21 protein-coding genes are annotated in these 21309 nt (G+C 69.1%); 11 read left to right on the top strand and 10 right to left on the bottom strand.

Annotated elements, in window-relative coordinates; translation table 11 throughout:
• Positions 1-66: 66 nt before the first annotated feature.
• The gene (locus tag ACQUS8_RS00105; RefSeq protein WP_435095145.1) at positions 67-315 is read right to left on the bottom strand and encodes a glutaredoxin family protein; all 249 of its coding nucleotides are present in this window, start codon (positions 313-315) and stop codon (positions 67-69) included.
• A 104-nt stretch (positions 316-419) separates the two neighbouring features.
• Here ACQUS8_RS00105 and ACQUS8_RS00100 point away from each other — a divergent pair, with 104 nt between their 5' ends.
• Complete coding sequence (locus ACQUS8_RS00100; RefSeq protein WP_435095143.1) at positions 420-587, top strand: hypothetical protein; 168 nt, start codon at positions 420-422, stop codon at positions 585-587.
• A 20-nt stretch (positions 588-607) separates the two neighbouring features.
• On the opposite strand, the gene ACQUS8_RS00095 is transcribed toward ACQUS8_RS00100, so the two are convergent.
• From ACQUS8_RS00095 to gcvT, 7 genes are all read right to left on the bottom strand, one after another.
• Positions 608-991 carry a DoxX family membrane protein gene (locus tag ACQUS8_RS00095; protein WP_435095141.1) on the bottom strand — a complete coding sequence of 128 codons (384 nt, stop codon included), beginning with the start codon at positions 989-991 and terminating at the stop codon, positions 608-610.
• A gap of 189 nt (positions 992-1180) precedes the next feature.
• A complete protein-coding gene (locus ACQUS8_RS00090; protein WP_435095139.1) occupies positions 1181-2956 on the bottom strand; it encodes a hypothetical protein in 1776 nt (591 codons plus the stop codon).
• A gap of 46 nt (positions 2957-3002) precedes the next feature.
• Positions 3003-3737: a hypothetical protein gene (locus ACQUS8_RS00085; protein WP_435095137.1), complete on the bottom strand. Its 735-nt coding sequence runs from the start codon at positions 3735-3737 to the stop codon at positions 3003-3005.
• A gap of 264 nt (positions 3738-4001) precedes the next feature.
• The gene (gene gcvPB / locus ACQUS8_RS00080; RefSeq protein ID WP_435095135.1) at positions 4002-5432 is read right to left on the bottom strand and encodes an aminomethyl-transferring glycine dehydrogenase subunit GcvPB; all 1431 of its coding nucleotides are present in this window, start codon (positions 5430-5432) and stop codon (positions 4002-4004) included.
• Positions 5432-6775 (bottom strand): aminomethyl-transferring glycine dehydrogenase subunit GcvPA, encoded by a 1344-nt coding sequence (gene gcvPA / locus ACQUS8_RS00075; protein ID WP_435095133.1) that lies wholly within the window; start codon positions 6773-6775, stop codon positions 5432-5434. The genes gcvPB and gcvPA overlap by 1 nt, the downstream gene beginning before the upstream one ends.
• 125 nt (positions 6776-6900) lie before the next feature.
• Entirely contained in the window at positions 6901-7278 is a 378-nt protein-coding gene (gene gcvH, locus ACQUS8_RS00070) for a glycine cleavage system protein GcvH (RefSeq protein WP_435095131.1), read from the bottom strand.
• Positions 7279-7282: 4 nt separating this feature from the next.
• Positions 7283-8377 (bottom strand): glycine cleavage system aminomethyltransferase GcvT, encoded by a 1095-nt coding sequence (gcvT, locus tag ACQUS8_RS00065; protein ID WP_435095129.1) that lies wholly within the window; start codon positions 8375-8377, stop codon positions 7283-7285.
• A gap of 157 nt (positions 8378-8534) precedes the next feature.
• On the opposite strand from gcvT, the gene ACQUS8_RS00060 reads away from it, so the two are divergent.
• The 7 genes from ACQUS8_RS00060 (at position 8535) to hmgB (ending at position 16225) form a co-directional block, all read left to right on the top strand.
• The gene (locus tag ACQUS8_RS00060; RefSeq protein ID WP_435095127.1) at positions 8535-9254 is read left to right on the top strand and encodes an ArsR/SmtB family transcription factor; all 720 of its coding nucleotides are present in this window, start codon (positions 8535-8537) and stop codon (positions 9252-9254) included.
• A gap of 51 nt (positions 9255-9305) precedes the next feature.
• Complete coding sequence (locus tag ACQUS8_RS00055) at positions 9306-9767, top strand: NYN domain-containing protein (protein WP_435095125.1); 462 nt, start codon at positions 9306-9308, stop codon at positions 9765-9767.
• Positions 9768-9852: 85 nt separating this feature from the next.
• Positions 9853-11577 carry a hypothetical protein gene (locus ACQUS8_RS00050; RefSeq protein WP_435095123.1) on the top strand — a complete coding sequence of 575 codons (1725 nt, stop codon included), beginning with the start codon at positions 9853-9855 and terminating at the stop codon, positions 11575-11577.
• Positions 11578-11619: 42 nt separating this feature from the next.
• Positions 11620-12465: a TatD family hydrolase gene (locus tag ACQUS8_RS00045; protein ID WP_435095121.1), complete on the top strand. Its 846-nt coding sequence runs from the start codon at positions 11620-11622 to the stop codon at positions 12463-12465.
• 86 nt (positions 12466-12551) lie between these two features.
• Positions 12552-13133 carry a DUF2150 family protein gene (locus tag ACQUS8_RS00040; protein ID WP_435095119.1) on the top strand — a complete coding sequence of 194 codons (582 nt, stop codon included), beginning with the start codon at positions 12552-12554 and terminating at the stop codon, positions 13131-13133.
• A gap of 49 nt (positions 13134-13182) precedes the next feature.
• Complete coding sequence (locus ACQUS8_RS00035; RefSeq protein WP_435095117.1) at positions 13183-14820, top strand: Ig-like domain-containing protein; 1638 nt, start codon at positions 13183-13185, stop codon at positions 14818-14820.
• A 67-nt stretch (positions 14821-14887) separates the two neighbouring features.
• A complete protein-coding gene (gene hmgB / locus ACQUS8_RS00030) occupies positions 14888-16225 on the top strand; it encodes a hydroxymethylglutaryl-CoA synthase (RefSeq protein ID WP_435095115.1) in 1338 nt (445 codons plus the stop codon).
• Positions 16226-16344: 119 nt separating this feature from the next.
• Here the strand turns inward: hmgB and ACQUS8_RS00025 are convergent, their stop codons facing one another.
• Both ACQUS8_RS00025 and ACQUS8_RS00020 read right to left on the bottom strand, forming a co-directional pair.
• Positions 16345-17055 (bottom strand): helix-turn-helix domain-containing protein, encoded by a 711-nt coding sequence (locus tag ACQUS8_RS00025; protein ID WP_435095114.1) that lies wholly within the window; start codon positions 17053-17055, stop codon positions 16345-16347.
• A gap of 140 nt (positions 17056-17195) precedes the next feature.
• Positions 17196-17765 (bottom strand): transporter, encoded by a 570-nt coding sequence (locus ACQUS8_RS00020; protein WP_435095113.1) that lies wholly within the window; start codon positions 17763-17765, stop codon positions 17196-17198.
• Between the two features lie 183 nt (positions 17766-17948).
• On the opposite strand from ACQUS8_RS00020, the gene ACQUS8_RS00015 reads away from it, so the two are divergent.
• The 3 genes from ACQUS8_RS00015 to ACQUS8_RS00005 are packed head-to-tail and all read left to right on the top strand — an operon-like array spanning position 17949 to position 20970.
• Complete coding sequence (locus ACQUS8_RS00015; protein WP_435095112.1) at positions 17949-18962, top strand: WD40/YVTN/BNR-like repeat-containing protein; 1014 nt, start codon at positions 17949-17951, stop codon at positions 18960-18962.
• A gap of 45 nt (positions 18963-19007) precedes the next feature.
• The gene (locus ACQUS8_RS00010; RefSeq protein WP_435095111.1) at positions 19008-19472 is read left to right on the top strand and encodes a universal stress protein; all 465 of its coding nucleotides are present in this window, start codon (positions 19008-19010) and stop codon (positions 19470-19472) included.
• Between the two features lie 43 nt (positions 19473-19515).
• Positions 19516-20970 (top strand): replication factor C large subunit, encoded by a 1455-nt coding sequence (locus ACQUS8_RS00005; RefSeq protein ID WP_435095110.1) that lies wholly within the window; start codon positions 19516-19518, stop codon positions 20968-20970.
• The last annotated feature ends 339 nt before the right edge of the window (positions 20971-21309 follow it).

The raw sequence follows: 21309 nt of genomic DNA, 5'->3' as shown, positions 1-21309 counted from the left end.
TCTCCACCATCGGATGCGACGGGAGCATGCGCACGGTCGCTTCGCGACCGCACGGTGAAGATACGGTCACGCGTCCCCCGCGAGCGTCTTCTCCACGTACTGGAGGATGTTCGCGGACTCGGGCATCGTGACGCCGCGCTCCTCGTCGACGAGGACGGGGACGGCGCGCTGGCCGCTCACGCGTTTCACCTCGTCGCGCTCGGAGTGGAGCGCTCCAGTCCACTCCGTCTCGTAGTCGATGCCGTGCTCGTCGAGGGCGTCGTGGACCTTCTGGCAGTACGGACAGCCCTCGAGTGCGTAGAGCGTGAGACTCATACGCGACGGGAGGGACGCCGCACCCATAGGTGTTCCCCGAGGCGACCCGTCGGCCGTCGCGGAGTCCCGATACGTTAAACACCCTGCCTGTCCGATGCGTCCGTATGGCCACCGAACTCGAGCACACCTGCCCCGAGTGCGACGAGGAGCAGACGTTCTACCGCGCCGCGGCGACGAACCTCCACATCGGTCTGAAGACGAAGTGGTACTGCCCGGAGTGTGACTACGGGTTCGTCCGCGTCAACGGCGACATCGACAGCTCGACGGCGTAACGGGAGAAGAAGCGACAGCCCTATTCTTCGTTCGCGCGCCGGAAGAACGCGACGGCGGCGCCGAACATCGCGAGGTTCTGCAGGAACGACATGAACTCGTCTTCCGTGCCGTCCTCGACGTTCCAGAAGTCGTGCATCATCGGGGTGACGCCGGCGAAGAACGTCGCGATGCTCGCCGCGGAGAGACGGGGGAGCGTCCAACTCGCGATTCCGAGGCTCCCGCCGAGGAGCAGGCCGCTCGCGGCGGGGACGAGTTGGTCGGGCTTCGGAACGCCCTTCGCGTCCGCGTAGGCGATACGCCCGTCGAGGTTCTTGAGGTTCAGTGCCGCGAGGACGGTGAGACCGCCCGCGAAGAGCAGCCGCCCGAGGCGGGACGGCGCTCCGGTGGAGTCTGCGTCTGCCATCTTTCGGTGTAAGTACCGGGGTAAGTAAGAGGGCGAGTGTCTCGGTGCTCACCACCGCTTCCGACAGCCGTACACCTCATGTGACGATACAAAATCCGATCCGGGCGGTCAGCGACGCGCACGGCAACGGGCGCCGTCGCTCGCGGCGGTGCGGCGACGAAGAACGATTGTCGGCGACCTGACGGGACGTCAGTAGCCCCGTCCCGGGCCGGGTTCGGGGTCGTCCCACGGGTCGCGCTCGACGACGCCGGGGTCGGCGCTCCCGACGGCGGTCGGGTCGGTCTCGGTGAGGCGGTCGTGGAGGTCCGGGATGTCCGCGAGCGACGGCCCGCGGGTGTCGGTCGGCGGGCGTGGCTTCGGCCCGGCGCGGCCCGTCGCGCGTGCGCGACGGTCGCTCGTGTCCTCGCGGCGGGCGTCCTCGAGTTTCGAGTCGATGCGCTCACGCGAACGCTCGAAGCCGACGGCCGCGTAGTGCTCGCGCGCGGCCTCGAGGTGAGTCTCGACGGCGCCGTCCTCCTCGGTGCGCGCGACGAGCGCGAGACGCTCGTGCCGCTGGCCGTCGAGGTGATGCCGGATTTCCTCGAAGCGTTCCGCCGGCGGGTCGAGCGCCGCGATTTCGTCGCGCCCCTCCTCGAGGATGCGGACGGCGGCCGTGTGGTCGCCGCGCGCGGACGCCGCGTTCGACGCGACGACGGTGCGACTGTAGAGCGGGTCCCACGGCGTAAGCCCGTCGTAGTCGTACTCCACGGCGACGGCCCGAGCACGCTCGAACGCCGCGACGGCGAAGGCGTGGTTGCGCGCGCTCCGATGGCGGTGGCCGACGGCGCGGGCGCGCTCGTAGCGGGCGTGGGCGGTAATCCACTCGATGCCCTCCGCCCGCGCAGCCGCGATTGCGCCGTCGTAGCAGAGTTCGTCCGCGCGGGCGTCCGTCCGCCCGACCTCGCCCGTCCAGTAGCAGGCGTTCGCGAGGACGTAGGCGAACTCGGAGCGCGAGCGCCGGCTCGCGGGCCCGCAGAGCGCGCGCCACGCGGCCCCGCGCTCGTGGTAGTCGGCGTCGGCGGCGCGGTCCTTCAGGCGGCCGTACTCCCCGTCCGCACCGCGGCCGCTCGCGACGTCGCGGGCAGCCTCAAGGCCGTCTTGCTCGCGTGTTGCGTTGCTCGCGCTCGCTCGTTCGGTGGCCCCGTCGGGCCTACCGCGTGCGACGGCGGCGAGCCAGTATGCCTCGAAGCGGCCGTCCTCGCGGTGGGCGAGCCGAACGAGGTCGTAACCGAGGTCGCGGACGGGTTCGAGGCCGTGGACGGCGACGAGGTCGCCGAGGGCATCGAGGGTGTCCACATCCCCGATGTCGGCGACCGAGTCGAGACCCTCCGCGAGGCGCTCGAACTCGGCGGCCCGAGCGAGCGCGAGGCCGTTCGTCCCGAGCGCGGCGGCGCGACAGAGCGCGTAGCGGCGCGCGTGCAGGTCGTCGGAGGCGTCGCCGTCGGCGCTCGCGAGGGCGTCCACGAGGTCGACGATGCCCTCGATGTCGAGGGTGGCCGCGCAGGCGTGGACGGCGGCGACCGCGGAGCCGAAGGCGTTCGCGAGGGCGTGCGCCGCCTCATCGTCGCCGCGGAGGGCGTCCGTGAGGTGGCCGCCGACTGTCGGGTCGAGGAGGGTGAGGCGGCTCGTCCCGGCGTCGGTGGTGACGCGGACGTGCGCGGCGCCGACGCCGTCGGGAACGATGACGGTGACGCGCGCGCCGTCGCGCTCGAGCGTGACGTCGTCGGCCGGCGTTTCGACGGGGAGGGACTCGGGGAGGCGCCAGTCGTAGCGGCGGCGCGGGCCCGACTCGACGTCCGGAGCGGCGTCGCTGCCCGTGTCGTCGGTCGCCGGCGCGTCGCCGGTTTCGTGGTCGCCGACGACGCGCGTGACGGTACTCTCCGAGCCGTCGGCGAGGGTGTGCGTCCAGCGGAATCGGTGCGCCATCTACCCACTCGAAGGGGCCCGAGGGGTTTCAGCGTGCGGATTCGGGCTACGAGAACCAGTAGTCGATGTGCTGGACGATTTCGTCGCGGGAGCGCTGTGAGAAGGCGGTCGTGCTCTCGGTAAGGTCGGAGGGTTCGACGTCGGTGTCCTCGACTTCGAGCGGGTTGTTCGCCCACGTGTGGAGTTGGTGGTCGTACCAGTAGGACATCGGCGTGACGACGCCGTGGTCGCCGTTCTCGGCGTACTTCTCGGTGCCGAGGTGGTGTTCGGTGGGGGCGTCGACGCCGGACATCAGCGAGTGGCCGATCTCGTGGACGGTGGTGACGGGGACGGCGTTCGCGGGGTCGTAGGGGACGGGAACGGCCTGCACGAAGGACTCGACGTAGGTGTTGACGACGGCGAGGCCGTAGGAGTAGTCCTCGTCGGGCGCGCCGACGGTCCGGGAGGCGTAGCCCGCACCCATGAGCTTCGAGACGGTGAGCGAGCTGATGGCGTCCTCGAGGTACTCGAAGGGGTTGCCCTCGGTGAGGAAGCAGAAGACGACGTCCTCGACGTCTGCGGGGTCGTACTGGGACTGGATGTACTCGTCGACGGTGTTCGCGAGGCCGACGCGGTCGGTGAGGCGCGTCTCCGGCCCGTCGTAGCGTTCGATGCCGTCGTAGGTGACGTAGCCGTCGGGCAGTTGGTCGGCAACGTGGCGGGCGGCCGTCTTCGCGTGCTCGCGGGCCTGCTCGGTGACGCCGTTGTCTTCCCAGAGGATGCGGATGCGGACTTTGGACATGGGGGGCGTCGGGCACTACGCCCGCGACCGGGTTAAATACGCTCGCCGACGGATAATTTTCAACAGTTAGTCTAGAGAATTAAATACGTGAGCGGGGTAGGAACGGGTGGAGGAATCCACCAATGTCCTGCTGTTGTACGAACGACGGCGACTGTCAGTGTACGACCTGCGAATGCACCTGCGAAACCGTCTCGGCGTGTTCGTGTGGCACCCAATGCAGCACGAACGCCGCCTGCGAGTGCTGACCGCCTAGGCACACTCGCTTCACTCGTTCTCGCCGAGCGCGTGCCACGAGAGCCGCGGGTTGCGCGCCGCCGACGTCTGGTCGATGAGCCGCGCCGCCGTCTTCTCGGGCGCGCTCGCCACCGTTTCCTCGTCCTCCGCGGCCACCCGGCTGAACGCCGTCGCGAGCTGGTCGAGGCCGCGCACCCCCTCAGACTCCGTGGGTTCGGTCATCAACGCCTCCGGCACCGTCTCCGGCCACTTCGTCGTCGGCGGATGGACTGCGTAGTCGAGCATCCGCTTCGCCACGTCCGCCGCGTCCTGCTCGCCCGCCGACGCCACGAACTCGTGGTGGAACGGGCCGTAGGGCACCTCGTAGGGGATCTGCTCCGCGAGATAGTTCGCGTTCAACACCGCCTTCCCCGAGGCGTCCCGGAGCCCCGCGTCACCGAGGCGCACGAGGTAGGCGTAGGCCTTCACGAGCACCGGCCAGTTGCCCACCTGTCCGTGGACCTTCCCGATGGAGTTGGCCGGTTCGAACAGCTCGTAATCGCCGTCATCCGTCTCGCGGACCTGCGGCCGCGGGAGGAACTCGGCGAGTTCGTCGGTGACGCCGACCGGGCCCGCACCCGGGCCGCCCCCGCCGTGCGGCGTCGCGAACGTCTTGTGGACGTTGAAGTGCATCACGTCGAAGCCCATGTCGCCCGGCCGGGCGCGCCCGAGGAGCGCGTTCAGGTTCGCGCCGTCGTAGTAGAGCAACCCGCCGGCGTCGTGGACGACGTCGGCGATTGCCTCGATGTCGCGCTCGAAGAGCCCGAGCGTGTTCGGGTTCGTGAGCATCAGCGCCGCCGTCTCCTCGCCGACCGCGGCCTCGAGTGCGTCGAGGTCGACGCGACCGTCGGCCCCGGACGGAAGCGAGACGACGTCGTAGCCCGCGAGCGCCGCGGTCGCGAAGTTCGTCCCGTGTGCGCTGTCCGGCACGACGATTTCGCGGCGCTGGTCGCCCTCGCCGTTCGCCTCGTGGTAGGTGCGCGCGACCGCGATGCCCGCGAACTCGCCCGCCGCGCCCGCGGGCGGTTGGAGCGTCACCGCGTCCATCCCACCGATGCGCCCGAGGTAGTCCTGCAGCGAGTGGAGCAGTTCGAGCGTCCCCTGCACGCTCCCCGCCGAGCGGTCTGGGTGGACGGCCGCGCCCGGATGGGCGGCGACGTCCTCGGTGAACGTCGGGTTGTACTTCATCGTACACGACCCGAGCGGGTACGGCCCGGTGTCGACGCCGTAGTTCATCTGGGAGAGTCGGACGTAGTGGCGCGCGAGTTCGGGTTCCGAGAGCTTCGGGAGCGTCACCTCGTCGCGTGTGAGGTCGTCGGGGAGCGGCGAGTCCGTGACGGCGACGGTCGTCTCGTCCTTCTCCGAGAGCAGGGGTTCGTAGGCCTCGTCGCCCGCATAGCGGGCTTGCTCGTACTCGTCCATTATGCGGCCTCCTCGAAGGCGGCGACCAGCTCGTCGGTGTGCGCCTCGTTCGCGTCGGTCACGCAGACCTGTACCTCGTGGTCGCCGACGACGTGGACGGCGAACCCCGCGGCTTCGAGCGAGTCCGCCACCGCGCCCGCCGGCTGGTCGGTGTGCGTGACGAACTCCCGGAAGTGGTGTCTGTCGTGGACGGGTGCACGGACGCCCGTGATGGCGTCCAACTCGCCGGCGAGCTCGCGCGGCAGTTCGACCATCCGCTCCGCGAGGTCCACGAGACCGTCGGGCCCCAGCCACGCCGCGTGTATCGCCGCGCGCAACGCGAGCCACGCCTGATTCGTGCAGATGTTCGAGGTGGCGCGCTCCCGGCGGATGTGCTGTTCGCGCGTCTGGAGCGTGAGCGTGTACGCGCGCTTGTCCGCGGCGTCCGTGCTCGCGCCGACGAGCCGTCCGGGTACCTGCCGGACGTACGCCTCGCGGCAGGCGAACAGCCCGAGCCCCATGCCGTAGGCGGCACCGAGGCCGAGGACGCTCGCGTCGCCGACGACGACGTCCGCGCCGACGTCCGCGGGGCGCTGGAGGACCGAGAGCGCCACCGGGTCGGAGCCGAGGCAGAAGAGCGCGTCGTGCTCGTGCGCGACGGCACCGATAGCGTCTAGTTCCTCCTCGATGGTCCCACGCGTCGTCGGCGTCGCCGCGTAGACCATCACGGTGTCGTCGTCCACGACGGTCTCCAGCGCCGCGACGTCCACCGTCCCGCCCGCCATCGGCACCGTCTCGATGCCGAGGTCCGCGCCTTCGAGGTAGTTCCGCAGGACGCTCTCGTGCTCCGAGCGAAGGCTGTCCGGCACGACCACCGTGTCGCCCGTCGTCTCGCGGACGCGCGCGGCGAGGAGCGCCGCCTCTGCGAGCGCCGTCGCCGCATCGTACATCGAGCAGTTCGCCACGTCGAGACCGGTCAACTCCACGAGGAGCGACTGGTACTCGAAGAGCGCCTGCAGGAAGCCCTGCGCGACCTCAGGTTGATACTGCGTGTAGGAGGTGAGGAACTCCGAGCGCGAGGCCAAATCGTCCACGAGCGAGGGGACGTAGTGCTCGTAGTGGCCGCGCCCGAGGAACTCCGTCAGGTCAGCGTTCTCCGCGAGTGTTCGCCCCACGTCGCGTCGCGCCGCCTGCTCGGAGCGGCCTTCGATGCCGAACTCGCCGTCGAACCAGACTGAGTCGGGAATGTCGAACAACGCATCGACACTCTCGGCGTCGAGCGCCGCGAGCATCGTCTCGACGTCCTCGGCCGTGTGCGGGGCGTACGGTGTTCCGCTCACGCGAACCCCCTCGTAGGTGAGCATGGGTCAGCCGGACTCCGGCCGGCACTACTCACGCCGCATCACTCCCCGTCGCCGCGTGCGTCCGCGGAAGCATGCGGGTGTCTGCGAGCGGAGGCACCAAGATACCTCGGGTCAGCCCGAGATTCTCACTCGATCTGCTCGCGGTACTCCGCGGGCGTGAGCAGGTCCTCGACGGCGTCCTCCGGGACGTCCTCGAGTTCGAGCAGCCATCCGTCCGCGAAGGGGTCGTCGTTGACGAGTTCCGGCTTGCCCTCCAGTCCGTCGTTCACGGCCGCGACGGTGCCCGTGACGGGTGCGTAGAGGTCGCTGATGGCCTTGATGGACTCGACGACGCCGAACTGCTCGCCGTCCTCGACGGCGTCGCCCACCTCGGGGAGGTCGACGAAGACGACGTCGCCGAGTTCGTCCTGCGCGTAGTCGGTGATGCCGACGCGGCCGTCGGCTGGGCGGTACCACTCGTGCGACTCGAGGTAGTAGCAGTCCTCGGGAACGTCGAAGCTCATACTGTTAGTCGATGAAGGGCGGCTCCGTGATAGTTGCGCGCTTCGTCTCGCCGCGGATGACGACGTAGACGGTCGTGCCGGGGTCGGTGTAGTCGGTCTCGAGGTAGCCGAGGCCGATCGGCTCGCCGAGCGTCGGGCTCATCGTGCCGCTCGTCAACTCACCGATTTCCGCCTCGCCGTCCGCGTCCGCCGTGACGGTGTAGCCGTGCCGGGGGACGCCGCGCTCCGCCAGCACGAGACCGACGAAGCGCTCCGCGACACCCGCCTCTTTCTGGGCGGCGAGAGCGGCACGCCCGACGAACTCGTGGGACAGGTCGACAGTGAAGCCCACGCCCGCCTCGTAGGGCGTCCGCGGGTTCTCCTCGCGGTGGAAGTCCTGCCCGGAGAGCAGGAAGCCCATCTCCGTCCGCAGGGTGTCGCGTGCGCCGAGCCCGCAGGGCTGGGCGGTGGGGACGAAGGCGTCCCAGAGCGTCTCGGACGCTCCGGCGTCGCAGACGAGTTCGAAGCCGTCCTCGCCCGTGTAGCCCGTTCGGGAGACGAGACACTCGACGCCCGCGACGGTGGCGGTCGCCGCCTCGAAACGTGAGAGCGCCGCGACGTCGGCGTCCGTCTCGGCCGCCACGGCGTCGACGGCGTCCGGGCCCTGCACGGCGAGCATCCCGCGCTCGTCGCTGACGTTGTCGACGTCGGCCTTGATCCCCCAGTCGTCGCGGTGGTCCGTCCATCGCTCCATCGCTTCGGCGTCGTGGCCGGCGTTCGGCACGAAGAGGTAGGTCTCGCCGTCCGGGAGCAGGGAGACGAGCGTGTCGTCGACGATGACGCCGTCCTCGTCGGTCTGCATCGCGTACTGGACGTCGCCGGGGTCGAGGCGTTCCACGTCGTTCGTGGTGAGACGCTGGACGAGCGTGGCGGCGTCGGGGCCCGACACCGTGATTTCGCCCATGTGCGAGACGTCGAAGACGCCGACAGACTCGCGGACGGCCGCGTGCTCGTCGCGGATGCCGTCGAACTCGACGGGCATCTCCCACCCGCCAAAGTCGGTGAACCTCGCGCCCGCCTCGGCGTGCCGGTCGTGGAGCGGCGGCGTCCGGGAAGCCATACGGGAAGCGCGGGCGGAGGCGCCCTAACGTTTTCGCCGCTCGTAGTTCCAGAGGAGCCACGGGACGACAGCCGTTACTGAACCCCCGCCGATGGGACTACAGTCGTCGTTGAACCCTCGCGACACCTTATACGCGGTGACGGCGATACGTCCCTGTATGAGCATGAAGGAACTGTTCCCGCTCAAACCCACTTCGGAGGGCACCGAGCGCGAACGGGAGCCGAAACTCGTTGGCATCGGGGAGTCTGAGGCCGACTCGGTGTTCGCGGCGCTCTCCTCGGAGACGTCGCGCGCGGTACTCGAGACGCTCTACGAGGAGCCGTGTACGGCTTCGGACGTCGCCGAGCAGGTGGACACGAGTCTCCAGAACGCGACGTACCACGTGAACAAGCTCCGGGACGCCGGCCTCGTGGAAGTCTCGGAGACGTGGTACTCCGCGCAGGGCCGCGAGATGAAGGTGTACGCGCCGACGAACGGCCCACTCGTCGTCTACGCGGGCGCACGAGAGGGCGAGGACGGCCGCTCGCTCTCGGCGTCGCTCTCACGGCTGTTCGGCGCCGTCGGCGTTCTCGCGCTCCTCGGCGTCCTCGTGAACGGCCTCGCCGACGTCCTCGCGCCCGCAGCGAGCGGGCCCGAGGTGCAGGCCAGCGCTGGGTCCGCCGATACCTACAGCGTTTCCGCCACCTCCACGGAACCCGCCGGCGACCCCACGCTCCTCAGGACGATAACGGACGCTCTCCAGCAACTCCTCGGTGTTGGCCTCAACTTCCTCGAGTCGCCGGGCGGCATGACGTTCCTCGTCGGCACGGCTGTGCTCATCGCGCTCTTCTGCGTCTGGTACGTGCGGGACGACTACGGCGTGCGCGTCGCACGCTGACGCGCCCGGTCGATTCGTCATGGCTTTACCCGACGGTGCCCCAGGGGGTGTATGGAACGGCTCCGTGACGCCTTCTCGGGCGGCGGTTCGGACCGCGGCGTCGCGCTCTTCGTGGACGGCCCGAACGTCCTCCGCGACGAGTTCGACGTCGACCTCGACGACGTGCTTGAGGCGGCGCGCGAGGAGGGGCGACTCGTCGTCGCACGCCTCTACCTCGACGAGCACGCCACCCCCGGCCTGATTCAGGCGGGCGAGGCGCGGGGCTACGACGTCCGCGTGACGAGCGGCGACGTGGACGTGAAACTCGCCGTCGACGCCACCGAACTCGTGTTGAGCGAGCACGTCGACCTGCTCGCCGTCGCCTCCCGGGACACCGACTTCAAGCCCGTCCTCGAGAAGGCGTCGGCGAACGGCGTCGAGACACTCGCCATCGCGCCCGGCGAGCACGGCCGCTCGGACGCCCTGCGGAACGCCGCCGACGACGCGCTCGTCCTGGAGACACCCGAGGAGTAATCGGGCGACTGCGGGCCTATCGGCGCCCGTATCGAATTCTGATACTCAGCCGAGGGTTTTGCTCCTGTCATTCCTTCTCATATACATGAGCGAGGGAGTTCACTCTGAAGACGCACCGGTCGCAGTCTCCGGTGGCCCGGTCACGCTGACCCGCACGGTCGAGCGGAAATCGTCGGGTGTCACGGCGACGTACGACCTCTCGACGGAGGACGAGGCCGTCGGCGTCCGCGTGCGCGACGACCTGCCGGCCGGTCTCGGCGGGGACGACGTCGGCTTCCACCCGGAGTTCAGCCCGCACGTCTCCGAGTTCGAGGGCGACGAGGTGACGTTCGAGGCTATTGTCCGTCCGGAGACGTCGACGACGGTCGTGCTCGGCGTCGTCGCCGCTGATGCGGGCTTCGAGACGGTCCCGGTCATCGAGGCCGTCGTACCGGTGTCGCCGTCGACCATCGATGAGGGCGTGTCGCTGTTCCCCGAGGAAGACGAGTCCGGCTTCTTCGGCGGGATTCGACAGGCGCTCGGCGGGACCGCGCCGGAAGCCGAACACCCGACGAACGAAGTCGTCACCGATCCGGTCGAGACGCCGGACGAGGGGAGCCTCATCGTCGAGGCGGAACCCGAGGTGGAGCCGGACGGCGCTGAGGCCGACGGGAGCGGCGTCACCGTCGTCCCCGACGAAGTGGAGGAAGCCAACGACAGCCCCGACGCGGATGCGAAAGACGAGACGGAAACGGGGCGCGGCGAGGGGGCAGCGAGCGACGCTGAGTCCGACGAGAACACCGAAGCCGAGACGAGCGCGGAGACCGACGCCGAGACTGACGCGGACGCCGAAGCCGACACAGACGTGGACACGCACACCGAAACCGTCGATGACGCCGAAAGCACCGAAGACGAAGCAACCGACTCGTCGCTGTCGGACCTCCCTGACGAGGACGACGCCGAACCCGTCGCCGACGAGGAAGTGCCAGTGTCGGCGTCCAGCGAAGTCAATGAGGAGGCGTCCGGCGACGAGAGCAACGAAACCGAGGCGGCACCCGACACCGAACCCGCCGAGAGCGAGGCGGCCGACCCGGACACCGATACCGCCGCTGCCGACGTGAGCGACGCGGACGCCGAAGCCGCCGAAACCGAGTCCGTCGACGCCGGCACGGAGGAGGATTCGGACAGCGTCGTCGCGCGCCTCGTCGCGGAGCTCGAAGCGGGCGACATCTCCGAGTCGGATCGAGAGGCGCTGCGCGCGGCGATCTTGGAGGACAACGCGGATGAGGCTGCCGACGCCGACGACGAAGCGGACGCGGAGTCCGGTACGGCGAGTCTCGGCGTCCGCCTCGACCACCTGCAGTCGCGCGTCGAGCAGTTCGGCGCGTACGCGAACGCGCTCGAGGACGTCATCGACGACTACGGGGCGGCCGACGGGTTCGTGCGCGAGACGGAGGACTCGCTCGAGGAGTTGGAGGCCCACGTCGGGTCGCTCCGGAGCCAGATTGCGAGCCTCGAGGAGCGCGACGACTTGGCGTCCACGGACGAGCTCGAGTCCGTCGAGGAGTCGCTCGCCGACCTGCACGCGGACGTCGTGGACGATCGGGAGTCCCGCGAGGAGTTCGAAGCGCAGTTCGACCGGCGCGTCTCGCGCGTCGAGGACGACCTGGGCGCGCTCGCGTCGGACGTCCGGGAGGGGCAGGACGACATCCGCGCCGACGTGCGCGCGCTCCGGGCGGACGTCCGCGAACTGCGCACGGAGGTCGAGGACGTGGCGGCGATGCGCGAGAACCTCGCGGCGGCGCTCGGCGGGTCGCCGCGCGAGGAGTGAGGGAACGGTTCTTTTTCACGCCGGGCGCGCGTCCGCCCGGGTATGCGTGACCTCGGAACGCCCGTACTGGACGACCACCTGCATCTCGACCCGCGGCACGCCCGCGGCGTCGAGGCGGTGAAGGACTTCGCGCGCTCGGGCGGGACGCACCTGCTCGTGGTGAACAAGCCGTCGTGGCACCTCGGCGTCGAGGCCGACGTCGGCGAGGACTTCCGCGCGGTATTCGAGGAGACGCTCGACGTCGTTGCGGACGCGAGCGAGGAGCTGCGCGGGACGGCGTGGCCCGTCCTCGGCGTCCATCCGACCCTGATTTCGCGGCTCGTCGGCGAGCGCGACTTCACGCCCGACGAGGCGGCAGAGCTGATGTGTGCCGGTCTCGACGTCGCCGCGGAGTACGCCGCCGACGGGGCGGCGGTGGCGCTGAAGTCGGGCCGCCCGCACTACGACGTCTCCGAGGCGGTGTGGGAGGCGTCGAACCGCGTCCTCCGGCACGCGCTCGAGCGCGCGGCGGAGACCGGCGTCGCGCTCCAACTCCACACGGAGGCCACCGACGACCTGACGGACGTCGAGGCGTGGGCGGAGGACGCCGGCCAGCCGCCCGAGCGCGTCGTGAAACACTACGCGAGCGGCGAGTGCGCGGGTGTGACGCCCTCCGTAATGTGCGAGAAGGGCTACCTCACGGAAGCCGTCGAGTCGGGCGAGCCGTTCCTGATGGAGACGGACTACGTCGACGACCCGGACCGGCCGGGTGCGGTGATGGGGCCGAAGACCGTCCCGCGGCGCGTGGACTGGCTGCTGGAGAACGGCCACGAGGAGGCGGTGCGGCACGCGCACGTCGAGACTCCCGACGCCGTCTACGGAATCGACACCGAGGGGACGCTCGCGTAGGCGGCTGGCGGGCAGCGGCGTGCGCGACGCCCACAGGTCCGTCCCACATAGGAAAGGCATTTGTCCCGCGCGCAGGACGTATGGGTATGAGCGATATCGAGGAGGAATTCTACTCCGACGAGCGCTGGCAGAACTGGCTCGACCGACTCCGCGACGAGGAACTCGACCCCGAGGACGAGGACTCCGCGCGACTCCTCTACAACCTGCAGGACGACGTCGCCATCGCGGTGGCGAAAATCGTCTCCGCCTACCAGAACGACGAACTCGACGAGGAGGAGGCGCTCGAGGAACTTGCGTCCATCCGCGAAGTCGTCCTCGAGGAGCCGGAATTCGACGACCAGGACAAGAAGATGCTCGTCGAGGGCGTCCAGACGAGCCTCGTCGCGGTGTTCTACTCCGCGGACGTCTACGTCTCGAACGGTCCCGCCGAGGAGGCGAGCGTCGACGAGTACGTCGAGGCGGCGGCGTCCGCCGAGCGCGAAGAGGAGTTCGACCGCGCGCTCGAACTCGCCGCCTGCGCGGGCTCGCGCCTCTTCGAGGGCGAGGAAATCGACCTCGGCATCACCGAAGAACTTGAGTACGGCCCGCTGACGGACTGGTTGAGCGGCCTCGACAGCCTCCAGAGCGCCCTCGCCGACCCTGAAGTCATCGAGGACGAAGACGAGTAGCGCGGCCGGGCCACGGGTTTTACGAGCGTGGCGTGGCTGCCTTCGGGCGATGAGGGACAGGAGGGCCGTTGCCGGCGTCGTCGGAGCCGTGTTACTATTCGGCATCCTCGTTATCTCGCTCTCGCTCTATCAGGCGCAGGTCGTCCCCGCCGAGAACAAGCAACTCGAGTATCAGCACAGCCAGCAGGTCCAAGACCAGCTGGTGGACGTCCGGAACGGAATCCTGCGGACGGCCGCGTCGGGGAACGCCCAGCCGGTCTCTGTGACGCTCGGAATGCGCTACCCGACGCGCGTGCTCTTCGTCAACCCGCCGCCCGTCACGGGGACGTTACGGACGCAGCCGATGACGGCAAACCTCTCGGTCCGGAACATCCGCGCGACCGACGAGGAGACGGCGCAGTACGTGAACGGGACGCTCTCCTTCGACACGAAACGCCTCGCGTATGACGCCGACTACAACGAGTACCGGGAGGCGCCCCGGACCGTCTACGCGAACGGCCTCGTCTACAACGACTTCGGGCGCACGAATCTGACGGTGACCGACCAGTCGATGCTGGCGGGCAATCGCGTGACGCTCGTGACGCTCACCGGCGACTACAGGGAGTCGGGCGTGCGCGCGCAGAGCGTCGACCCGCAGCCCTCGAGCGCGCCCTACCACGAGGTGACGGTGACGAACCGGAGCGCCGGCCCGCTCGTGCTCTCGATCCCGTCACGACTTCCGGCATCACGGTGGGCGAAGCTGCTCGAAGACCAGACGGCACCCGAGGGACGCGTCCTGAACGTCAGCGACGGCACGAACGCCACCGTCGAGGTGCGGCTGAAACCCGGGACGTACGTCCTGCAGCTCGCGCGCGTCGGCGTCGGACGGAACGTTCGGGACCCGGGTCCGGAGTACGTGACGACGGTTTCGGGCAACGGTGCGACGCTCCCCGAGGGCGGGTCGGCGACGGCGACGATACAGGTCCGGGACCGCTACAACAACCCGGTGGGCGGCGTGGACGTCAACACCTCGACGCCCGAGGACGGCGAAATCACGTTCCCGAACGGCGACGTGACGAACGCGAAGGGCGAGGTAACGCTCAAGTATCACGCGCCGGACTCGGTGCCGGGCGACACACCCGTGACGATTTACGCGGGGTTCGGGAACGAGTCGGTGTGGAACAACGCACCACGCCAGCGCGTCGCCATCGACATGACGGTGACGAACCGGTCGACGGACGGCGGCGGTGGCTCGGGTGGTGGGGGGACTGCCTCGATGACCACCGGGAACGCCCGGACGTTCTGGGGGAACGACGGTGTGACCTTCGACCTCGCGAACGTCGGTGACGACACGGTCAACATCGTCGCGCTGAACGTGACGGACGCCGGGAGCGCCGACCGCATCCGCGAGACGAACGGCGGTCAGAACGAACTCGGCCAGCACGAAATCTTCGTCGAGTCGCCGACGACTAGCGGCCGTTACGAGGCGGGCGACGGTGGCAGCGACGCTTACGTCATCGGGACGACACGCTCACTCACTCGGCCGGTGACGGTCGAACCGGGCGACGCCGCGTCCCTCTCCTTCTACGCCTTCCAGCGGAGCGACGGGAGCAAGGTGAACATGAAGGGGACCTCGCTGACGGTCAGCGTGATCTTCGACGTAAACGGGACACGGACGACGAAGTCATACACCGTCACACCGTCCTGACCCGGTTCGTCGTCCGTCGAAGCGTCTCATCGACAAACCCATATGCGCGTTTCGTGAATACTCGGCCATGACAGCCGTCGGCATCGACGCGGTCGAGATTTGGACCGGGAAACTGGCGCTCGACCTCGCCGAGACGTTCGCCCCGCGGAAGGGCGACGACCCCGAGAAGTACACGAAGGGGCTCGGGCTCTACGAGAGTTCGTTCCCCGACGCCTACGAGGACATCGTGACGATGGGTGCGAACGCCGCCTATCGCCTCATGGAGCGTAAGGACCTCGAACCCGAGGACGTCGGGCGCATCGACGTCGCCACCGAGTCCGCCTTCGACAACTCCAAGCCCGTTTCGACGTACATCGCGGGCTGTCTCGAGCAGGTCTACGACGGCGACTTCCACCACGCGAACAAGGGCGAGCGGAAGTTCGCCTGCATCGCCGGCACGCAGAGCCTCGATGACGCCTGCAACTGGATTCGCGCCGGACGCAACCGCGGGCGGGGCGCGCTCGTCATCGCGAGCGACACGGCGCTCTACGCGCGCGGCGACGCCGGCGAGGCGACGCAGGGCGCGGGTGCGGTCGCGATGTGGGTTACCGAGGACCCGAGTCTCGTCACGCTCTCCACCGAGCAGGGCTACGGCTCCGCCGACGAGACGGACTTCCTCAAGCCCAACCAGCAGTTCCCGAGCGTTGATGGCAAGCGCTCCATTCAGGTGTATCTCGCGCGGATGCGCGAGGCGCTCGTCGACTTCGAGAGCGTCGCCGGCAAGGTCGGCCCCGACGACTACGCCTACGCGCCGTTCCACACGCCCTATCCGGGGATGGTGCGGAAGGCCGCGCTCCTCGCCTACCGGCACACGATTCGCGACACCGACGTCGAGGACGACCTCGCCGACGAAATCGGCCGCCAGCCCCGCCGCGAGGACTACGAGGACGAGGAGGCGTTCGACGACGCCATCCGCGACTACATGGACGACCTGAAGGAGCAACCGGAGTACCGCGCGTGGTACGACGCGCACATCGAGCCGACGCTCGCCATCAGCGAGCACGTCGGCAACTGGTACACCGGCTCCGTCCACCTCGCGCGGATGGCGGCGCTCTATCACGCCGCCGAGGCCGACCGCGACCTCGCCGGCGAGGAACTGCTCGTCGGCTCCTACGGCTCCGGCGCGCAGGCCGAGATTCACGCCGAGACAGTTCAGGACGGCTGGCGCGAGGAACTCGACGACCTCGCCATCTTCGACCGCATCGACCGTCGCTACGACCTCACCTTCGAGGAGTACGAGCAGGTCCACGACCGCCACAACCACGAGAAGCAGTCCGAACTCGAACCGTTCACGACCCCCGAAGACGAGTTCGTCTTCGACGGCTGGGGCCCGATGAACGAGCGGAAGTACCGGTACGTGGAATAACGCGAGACGCTCCGCGTCTCGCGAACCGCACAGGCAACTCGGGAGTTGCCTGTGCAATAAGGCGGGCTCCGCGCGACCGAACGGCCGGGCGATTTTTTCCGAGGGTCGACGCCGAGGTACTACTCCGCGAGCGCCTGGAGGGAGTCGAGCATCTCGTCGATGGGGGTGTTGCAGACGGCGAGCGAGAAGCCGTCGCGCTGGGCGAGTTTGGGTGCGTGCTCCCAGAGGTCCTCCTCCTCGAGGCCGTGGAGGAGGACGGCGTTCGGCGTCGGGTTGACGACGCGGAGCGCGACGAGCGGGGATTCACCGCGGGAGACGCCGGTGAAGCCGAGCACGCGGTTGGTGGACTGACCGTAGAGACGATAGAACTCGTCGCTGGAGAGGCGCGTGATGGCGCGGATGCTGTCGATGATGGTGTGGCCACTGACGCGGTCGCGGTCGCCTTCGACGATTTCGGTGGCGTCGATGGCGTCGTAGACGTCCGCGAGAGGGATGGCGGTCGGATACTCGCGGAGGTCGAGGACGACGTCGCTCTCGAAGCCGGCGGAGAGTACGCGGGCGTACTGGCGGATGCGGTCGCCGCCCCGGCGCTCGTCGATGTCGAGGAGCGCGGTGACGAGGCGGGAGACGAGGCCGATACCGGGGCTCTCGCGCCGTCCGCTCTCGTAGTCGGAGATGACCGACGAGGAGACGTCAAGTTGGTCGGCGAGTTCGGTCTGCGAGACGTCGAAGTCGGTGCGCCACTTACGGAGGGTGGCTCCGGGGTCGTCGCTGAGCGTGATTTCGCCGGCGATGCGCTCGGCGAGGCCGGCGCGCGCGTCCGAGTCCATACCCACTCCCATCCGCCGCGGGGCCTAAGTCGTATCGGACCTGTCGAACCCGTTAGTCGACGCGTGCCGACATCGGTGGCGGGACCGGAGGCGTCACGCGCCGGAACTGAATTCGGGGACTGGAAAAGAGAGGCTGGCGGTCAGTCGCTCGTCGCGGCGGCAATCGCGCCGCCGATGGCGCCGAAGACGACGGGATAGACGACGCCGGCGAGGACGAGGCCGGTGACGAGGTCCGGGCCCATCCAGCTGCTGTCGGTGGTGATGCGGACGGCGAAGACGCCGGCCCACGCGGGAATCGCGTAGCCGAGCGAGAGGACGGTGCCACAGAGCGCACCCTCGGTCGGGTCGCCGAGGCTGACGTAGCGGACGAGGAGGTAGCCCGCGACGACGAGGACGAGCGGCGGGAGGACGTAGAGCAACTGGGGGGCGTCGCCGTTCGCGATGAGGTTCGTGGCCGTCCGACCGCCCCCGAGGGCGGGGTGAGTGAACGAGACGAAGTGGGCGTTGTAGAAGAGCCAGCCGACGGCTTTCCACGCCGGGATGGCCTGTCCACCGAGGAGCTCGATGATGGCGTTCAGCCCGGAGAGTTGTTCTCGCACGCGGTTGGCCTGCCAGAGATAGACCACGAGGTACTCGACGACGAACGCGACGATGCCGGTGACGGCGGCGGGGACCCACGGGACGTCGCGGTCCTGTGTGGAGGCGGACATGAGTGGGTCGTTCGCGGTGCGCGTCGAAATCGTTTGTGGCTACGTGTCAACTCGGAAACGTCGGGAGGCAACCGGTGCGGGCACGCTCTCGCGACATCGGCGCGCGCGGTTTCAGCTGTCGGACAGGACTGTGTCGGGACGGCCGCCATCCTGAAACGCGGCGGGGCACAACCGCTGGACACGATGACCGAACTCTCCCGCCGCGACGTCCTGCGCGCCGTCGGCACCGGCGTCGCCGCCAGCACCGCTGGGGCCGGTACCGCGAGCGCCGCGAGTAGCGACACGGGCGGGTGGCAGGCAGTCGAGTCGCCGACCGACCGCACGCTCACCGACGTCGCGCACACTGCTGGCGGGACGTACGCCGTCGGCGGTGGCGGCGTCGTCATCGAACGCGAGTCGAACGGGAAGCGTGCGCCGGGCGAGGCGGCCTGGCGCACCGTGACGGCGAACGGCCCCGACGGGAACGGGTCGAACCTCGCCGCGGCGGCCGCCACCGACGACGGGACGCGCCTCTGGGTCGTCGGCGCGAGCGGCGCGCTCGCGGAACTCGACGTCTCGACGAACGAATTCGTGTCCTATCGCGCACCCGACGACGTGACGAACGAGTTCACGAGCGTCGCTGTCTCCGGTTCGGGCGCCGACGCCGCGGTCCACGTCGGCGACGCCTCCGGCCACGTCCACGTCTCCACCGGGTCGGCCGACGACGGGCGGACGTGGACACACGTCACGCCCGGGAGCGGCGCGTCGGTTCGCGGCCTCGCGATGCGGGACGCGACGACGGGCGCGCTCGTCGACGCGAACGGCAGCGTCTTCGAGACGACAGACGGGACGAGCTGGGAGCGCGTCGGCGTCGAGGACGTCGACGGCGGACTCTACGACGTCACCGTCACCGGCGGGCAGACGCGCGTCGCCGGCGGCGCGCTCCACCTCGAAGCCGACGGTGGATGGGGGCGCACCGACCCGACCCAGAAGACGCTCTACGACATCGAGATGGGGTCGTGTGGCTGCATCCACGCGGTCGGCGCCGGCGGGACGATCCTCCACCGGCCCGGCCACGATATTCCGGGCGGCGTCACGGTCGCGCGCTGGCTCGGTCTCTGGGACGAGGCCTCCCCCGTCGAGACGACGCTCCACGGCGTCGTCATGGGCGACCCGCACGTCGCCGTCGGCGCGAACGGGACCATCGTAGAGCGCTGAGAGTCGAGGCGTAGCGTTAACTCCTCCCGGCACCGACCCGGTCGTATGGACACCGACTTCGACACCGTCGTCGTCGCACTCGACCCGGACGTCAGCGATGTGGCCGCGGAGCGCCTCCTCGCCACCGCGATAGAGGTCGCGGGGCCCGCGGACGCCACCGTCGTCCTCGCGTACGTCCTCTCCGGCGAGCAGTTCATCGACACCGCGAAACGCCTCGGCCACCCGGACGCGAGCCGCGATGACATCGACGACGTCCTCGCCGACCACGAACGCCTCAGGTCGCTCGCCGAGACGCTCGCGGCGCACGGCGTCGCCCACGAGATTCGGGGTGCCGTCGGCGTGGTCGCCGAGGAAGTCGTCGCAATCGCCGGCGACGTCGACGCCGACCGGGTGCTCGTCGCCGGCCGCCCGCGCTCGCCCACCGGGAAGGCCGTCTTCGGCTCCACCGCCCAGTCCGTCATCCTCAACGCGCCCTGCCCCGTCACCTACGTCGCCGCCGACGGCCAGTAGGCGAACGGAACCACTAAACGCGTCTCGCGCCTCTTTTCGCCTAATGGTTGATTGGACGGAGAAGTACCGCCCGAGCACCCTCTCCGAGGTCCGCGGGAACAACAAGGCCCGCGACGCCCTGAAGGAGTGGGCCCAAACCTGGGAGGACCACCGGGAGGCGGTCATCGTCCACGGGAGCCCGGGCGTCGGGAAGACGTCGGCGGCGCACGCGCTCGCGAACGACATGGGCTGGGACGTCATCGAGTTGAACGCGAGCGACACCCGCACGAAGGACGTCATCGAGCGCGTCGCCGGCGAGGCCGCGAAGTCGGGGACGCTCGGGGGTGGCTCCGGCGGGAAGAAGCTCGTCGTCATGGACGAGGCGGACAACATCCACGGGAACGCCGACCGCGGGGGTGCGCGCGCCGTCACGCGCCTCGTGAAGGAGGCGACCCAGCCGATGGTGCTCATCGCGAACGACTACTACGACATGTCGAACGCCCTCCGGAACGCCTGCCAGGAGATCGAGTTCCGCGACGTCTCGCGGCGCTCCATCGTTCCCGTCCTCCGGGACATCTGCCGGCGCGAGGGCATCGAGTACGAGGACGACGCGCTGGACGCGCTCGCGCAGAAGAACTCGGGCGACCTCCGCTCGGCCATCAACGACCTGCAGGCACTCGCCGAGGAAACCGAAGTCCTGACCGAGGACGACATCGTCACCGGCGACCGCGACACCACCGAGGGCATCTTCGACTTCCTCGACGACGTCTTCAAGGAGAAGGGCGCGGAGGAGTCGCTCTACGCGGCCTACGACGTCGACGAGACGCCGGACGACCTGCTCAACTGGGTGGAGGACAACGTCCCGAAGGACTACTCGGGCTCGGAGCTCGCGGACGCCTACGCCTTCCTCGCGAACGCCGACAAATGGCTCGGGCGCGTGCGCGCGACACAGGACTACTCCTACTGGCGCTACGCCACCGACAACGTCGCCGCCGGCACCGCGGCTGCCCGCCGCGAACAGAAGGGCGGGTGGACGCGCTACGGCCCGCCGTCGTTCTGGTCGAAGCTCGGCCGGACGAAGGGGACCCGGAACACCCGCGACTACATCGCGCGGAAAATCGCCGAGCAGTCCGGCTGTTCGATGGCCACGGCCCGCCGCGAGGTCATGCCGTTCCTCGCCGCGATGACGCATCACTGCAAGCCCCGCGACCTCACCGTCGCGATGGCCGCCACCTACGAACTGGAGGAAGAACACGTTTCCTTCATCACGGGCAGCGGGGAGGACACGAACAAGGTGCAGGACATCGTCGCCGACGCCGAGGCGAAGCGCGAGGCGGCCGCCGTCGAGCACTCAGGTGGGGCCTTCGAGGGCCAAACCGAGGCGACGGACGGCGAAGAGCAGAGCGAGGAGGAAGCAGAAGAGGAGGACGTCTTCGTCGACGAAGAGGAAGACGAGTCCGCCAAGAGCGAGGAGGCAGAGGAAGACGACATGCAGAGCGGCCTCGACGAGTTCTTCTAAACCATCTTTTTCCGACTCGGGTTTCCTCGCTCGCTTCGCTCACTGCGGGAACCACTCGTCGCAAAAACACAGCTGAAAAACCCCGAGCGCCTGCGGCGCTCGGAAGAACCGGGCGACTCCACGCGAAGCCGGCAGGCAGAGTATAAGTCGGTGAGAGCGGCGCTCTCACGCTACTACCGGGGCCTTCGGACCGCTGGTCGCGCGGACGCTACCTCGAATCTTTCTTCGGCTGCTTTCGGCGTGGAACGTCTGTTAGGTGGGCCTGCTTAATCATCGGATGAAGCAAGCGGTTACACCGTTTGACGTTCTGCAATGGACTTGAGTTCTTGATTTCGAGAT

The sequence above is a fragment of the Halarchaeum sp. P4 genome, from assembly GCF_051195175.1.
Taxonomy (GTDB): domain Archaea; phylum Halobacteriota; class Halobacteria; order Halobacteriales; family Halobacteriaceae; genus Halarchaeum.
This window is presented reverse-complemented; position numbering and strand designations above follow the sequence as displayed.

Excerpts from the sequence above, each read along its gene's own strand:
- ACQUS8_RS00095 (WP_435095141.1), bottom strand. The coding sequence starts at position 991 with ATGGCAGACGCAGACTCCACCGGAGCGCCGTCCCGCCTCGGGCGGCTG.
- ACQUS8_RS00035 (WP_435095117.1), top strand. The coding sequence starts at position 13,183 with ATGAGGGACAGGAGGGCCGTTGCCGGCGTCGTCGGAGCCGTGTTACTA.
- ACQUS8_RS00020 (WP_435095113.1), bottom strand. The coding sequence starts at position 17,765 with ATGTCCGCCTCCACACAGGACCGCGACGTCCCGTGGGTCCCCGCCGCC.
- gcvPB (WP_435095135.1), bottom strand. The coding sequence starts at position 5,432 with ATGGACGAGTACGAGCAAGCCCGCTATGCGGGCGACGAGGCCTACGAA.
- ACQUS8_RS00010 (WP_435095111.1), top strand. The coding sequence starts at position 19,008 with ATGGACACCGACTTCGACACCGTCGTCGTCGCACTCGACCCGGACGTC.
- gcvPA (WP_435095133.1), bottom strand. The coding sequence starts at position 6,775 with ATGCTCACCTACGAGGGGGTTCGCGTGAGCGGAACACCGTACGCCCCG.
- ACQUS8_RS00040 (WP_435095119.1), top strand. The coding sequence starts at position 12,552 with ATGAGCGATATCGAGGAGGAATTCTACTCCGACGAGCGCTGGCAGAAC.
- ACQUS8_RS00050 (WP_435095123.1), top strand. The coding sequence starts at position 9,853 with ATGAGCGAGGGAGTTCACTCTGAAGACGCACCGGTCGCAGTCTCCGGT.
- ACQUS8_RS00105 (WP_435095145.1), bottom strand. The coding sequence starts at position 315 with ATGAGTCTCACGCTCTACGCACTCGAGGGCTGTCCGTACTGCCAGAAG.
- ACQUS8_RS00060 (WP_435095127.1), top strand. The coding sequence starts at position 8,535 with ATGAGCATGAAGGAACTGTTCCCGCTCAAACCCACTTCGGAGGGCACC.
- ACQUS8_RS00025 (WP_435095114.1), bottom strand. The coding sequence starts at position 17,055 with ATGGACTCGGACGCGCGCGCCGGCCTCGCCGAGCGCATCGCCGGCGAA.
- ACQUS8_RS00055 (WP_435095125.1), top strand. The coding sequence starts at position 9,306 with ATGGAACGGCTCCGTGACGCCTTCTCGGGCGGCGGTTCGGACCGCGGC.
- ACQUS8_RS00015 (WP_435095112.1), top strand. The coding sequence starts at position 17,949 with ATGACCGAACTCTCCCGCCGCGACGTCCTGCGCGCCGTCGGCACCGGC.
- gcvT (WP_435095129.1), bottom strand. The coding sequence starts at position 8,377 with ATGGCTTCCCGGACGCCGCCGCTCCACGACCGGCACGCCGAGGCGGGC.
- hmgB (WP_435095115.1), top strand. The coding sequence starts at position 14,888 with ATGACAGCCGTCGGCATCGACGCGGTCGAGATTTGGACCGGGAAACTG.
- ACQUS8_RS00090 (WP_435095139.1), bottom strand. The coding sequence starts at position 2,956 with ATGGCGCACCGATTCCGCTGGACGCACACCCTCGCCGACGGCTCGGAG.
- gcvH (WP_435095131.1), bottom strand. The coding sequence starts at position 7,278 with ATGAGCTTCGACGTTCCCGAGGACTGCTACTACCTCGAGTCGCACGAG.
- ACQUS8_RS00005 (WP_435095110.1), top strand. The coding sequence starts at position 19,516 with ATGGTTGATTGGACGGAGAAGTACCGCCCGAGCACCCTCTCCGAGGTC.
- ACQUS8_RS00045 (WP_435095121.1), top strand. The coding sequence starts at position 11,620 with ATGCGTGACCTCGGAACGCCCGTACTGGACGACCACCTGCATCTCGAC.
- ACQUS8_RS00100 (WP_435095143.1), top strand. The coding sequence starts at position 420 with ATGGCCACCGAACTCGAGCACACCTGCCCCGAGTGCGACGAGGAGCAG.
- ACQUS8_RS00085 (WP_435095137.1), bottom strand. The coding sequence starts at position 3,737 with ATGTCCAAAGTCCGCATCCGCATCCTCTGGGAAGACAACGGCGTCACC.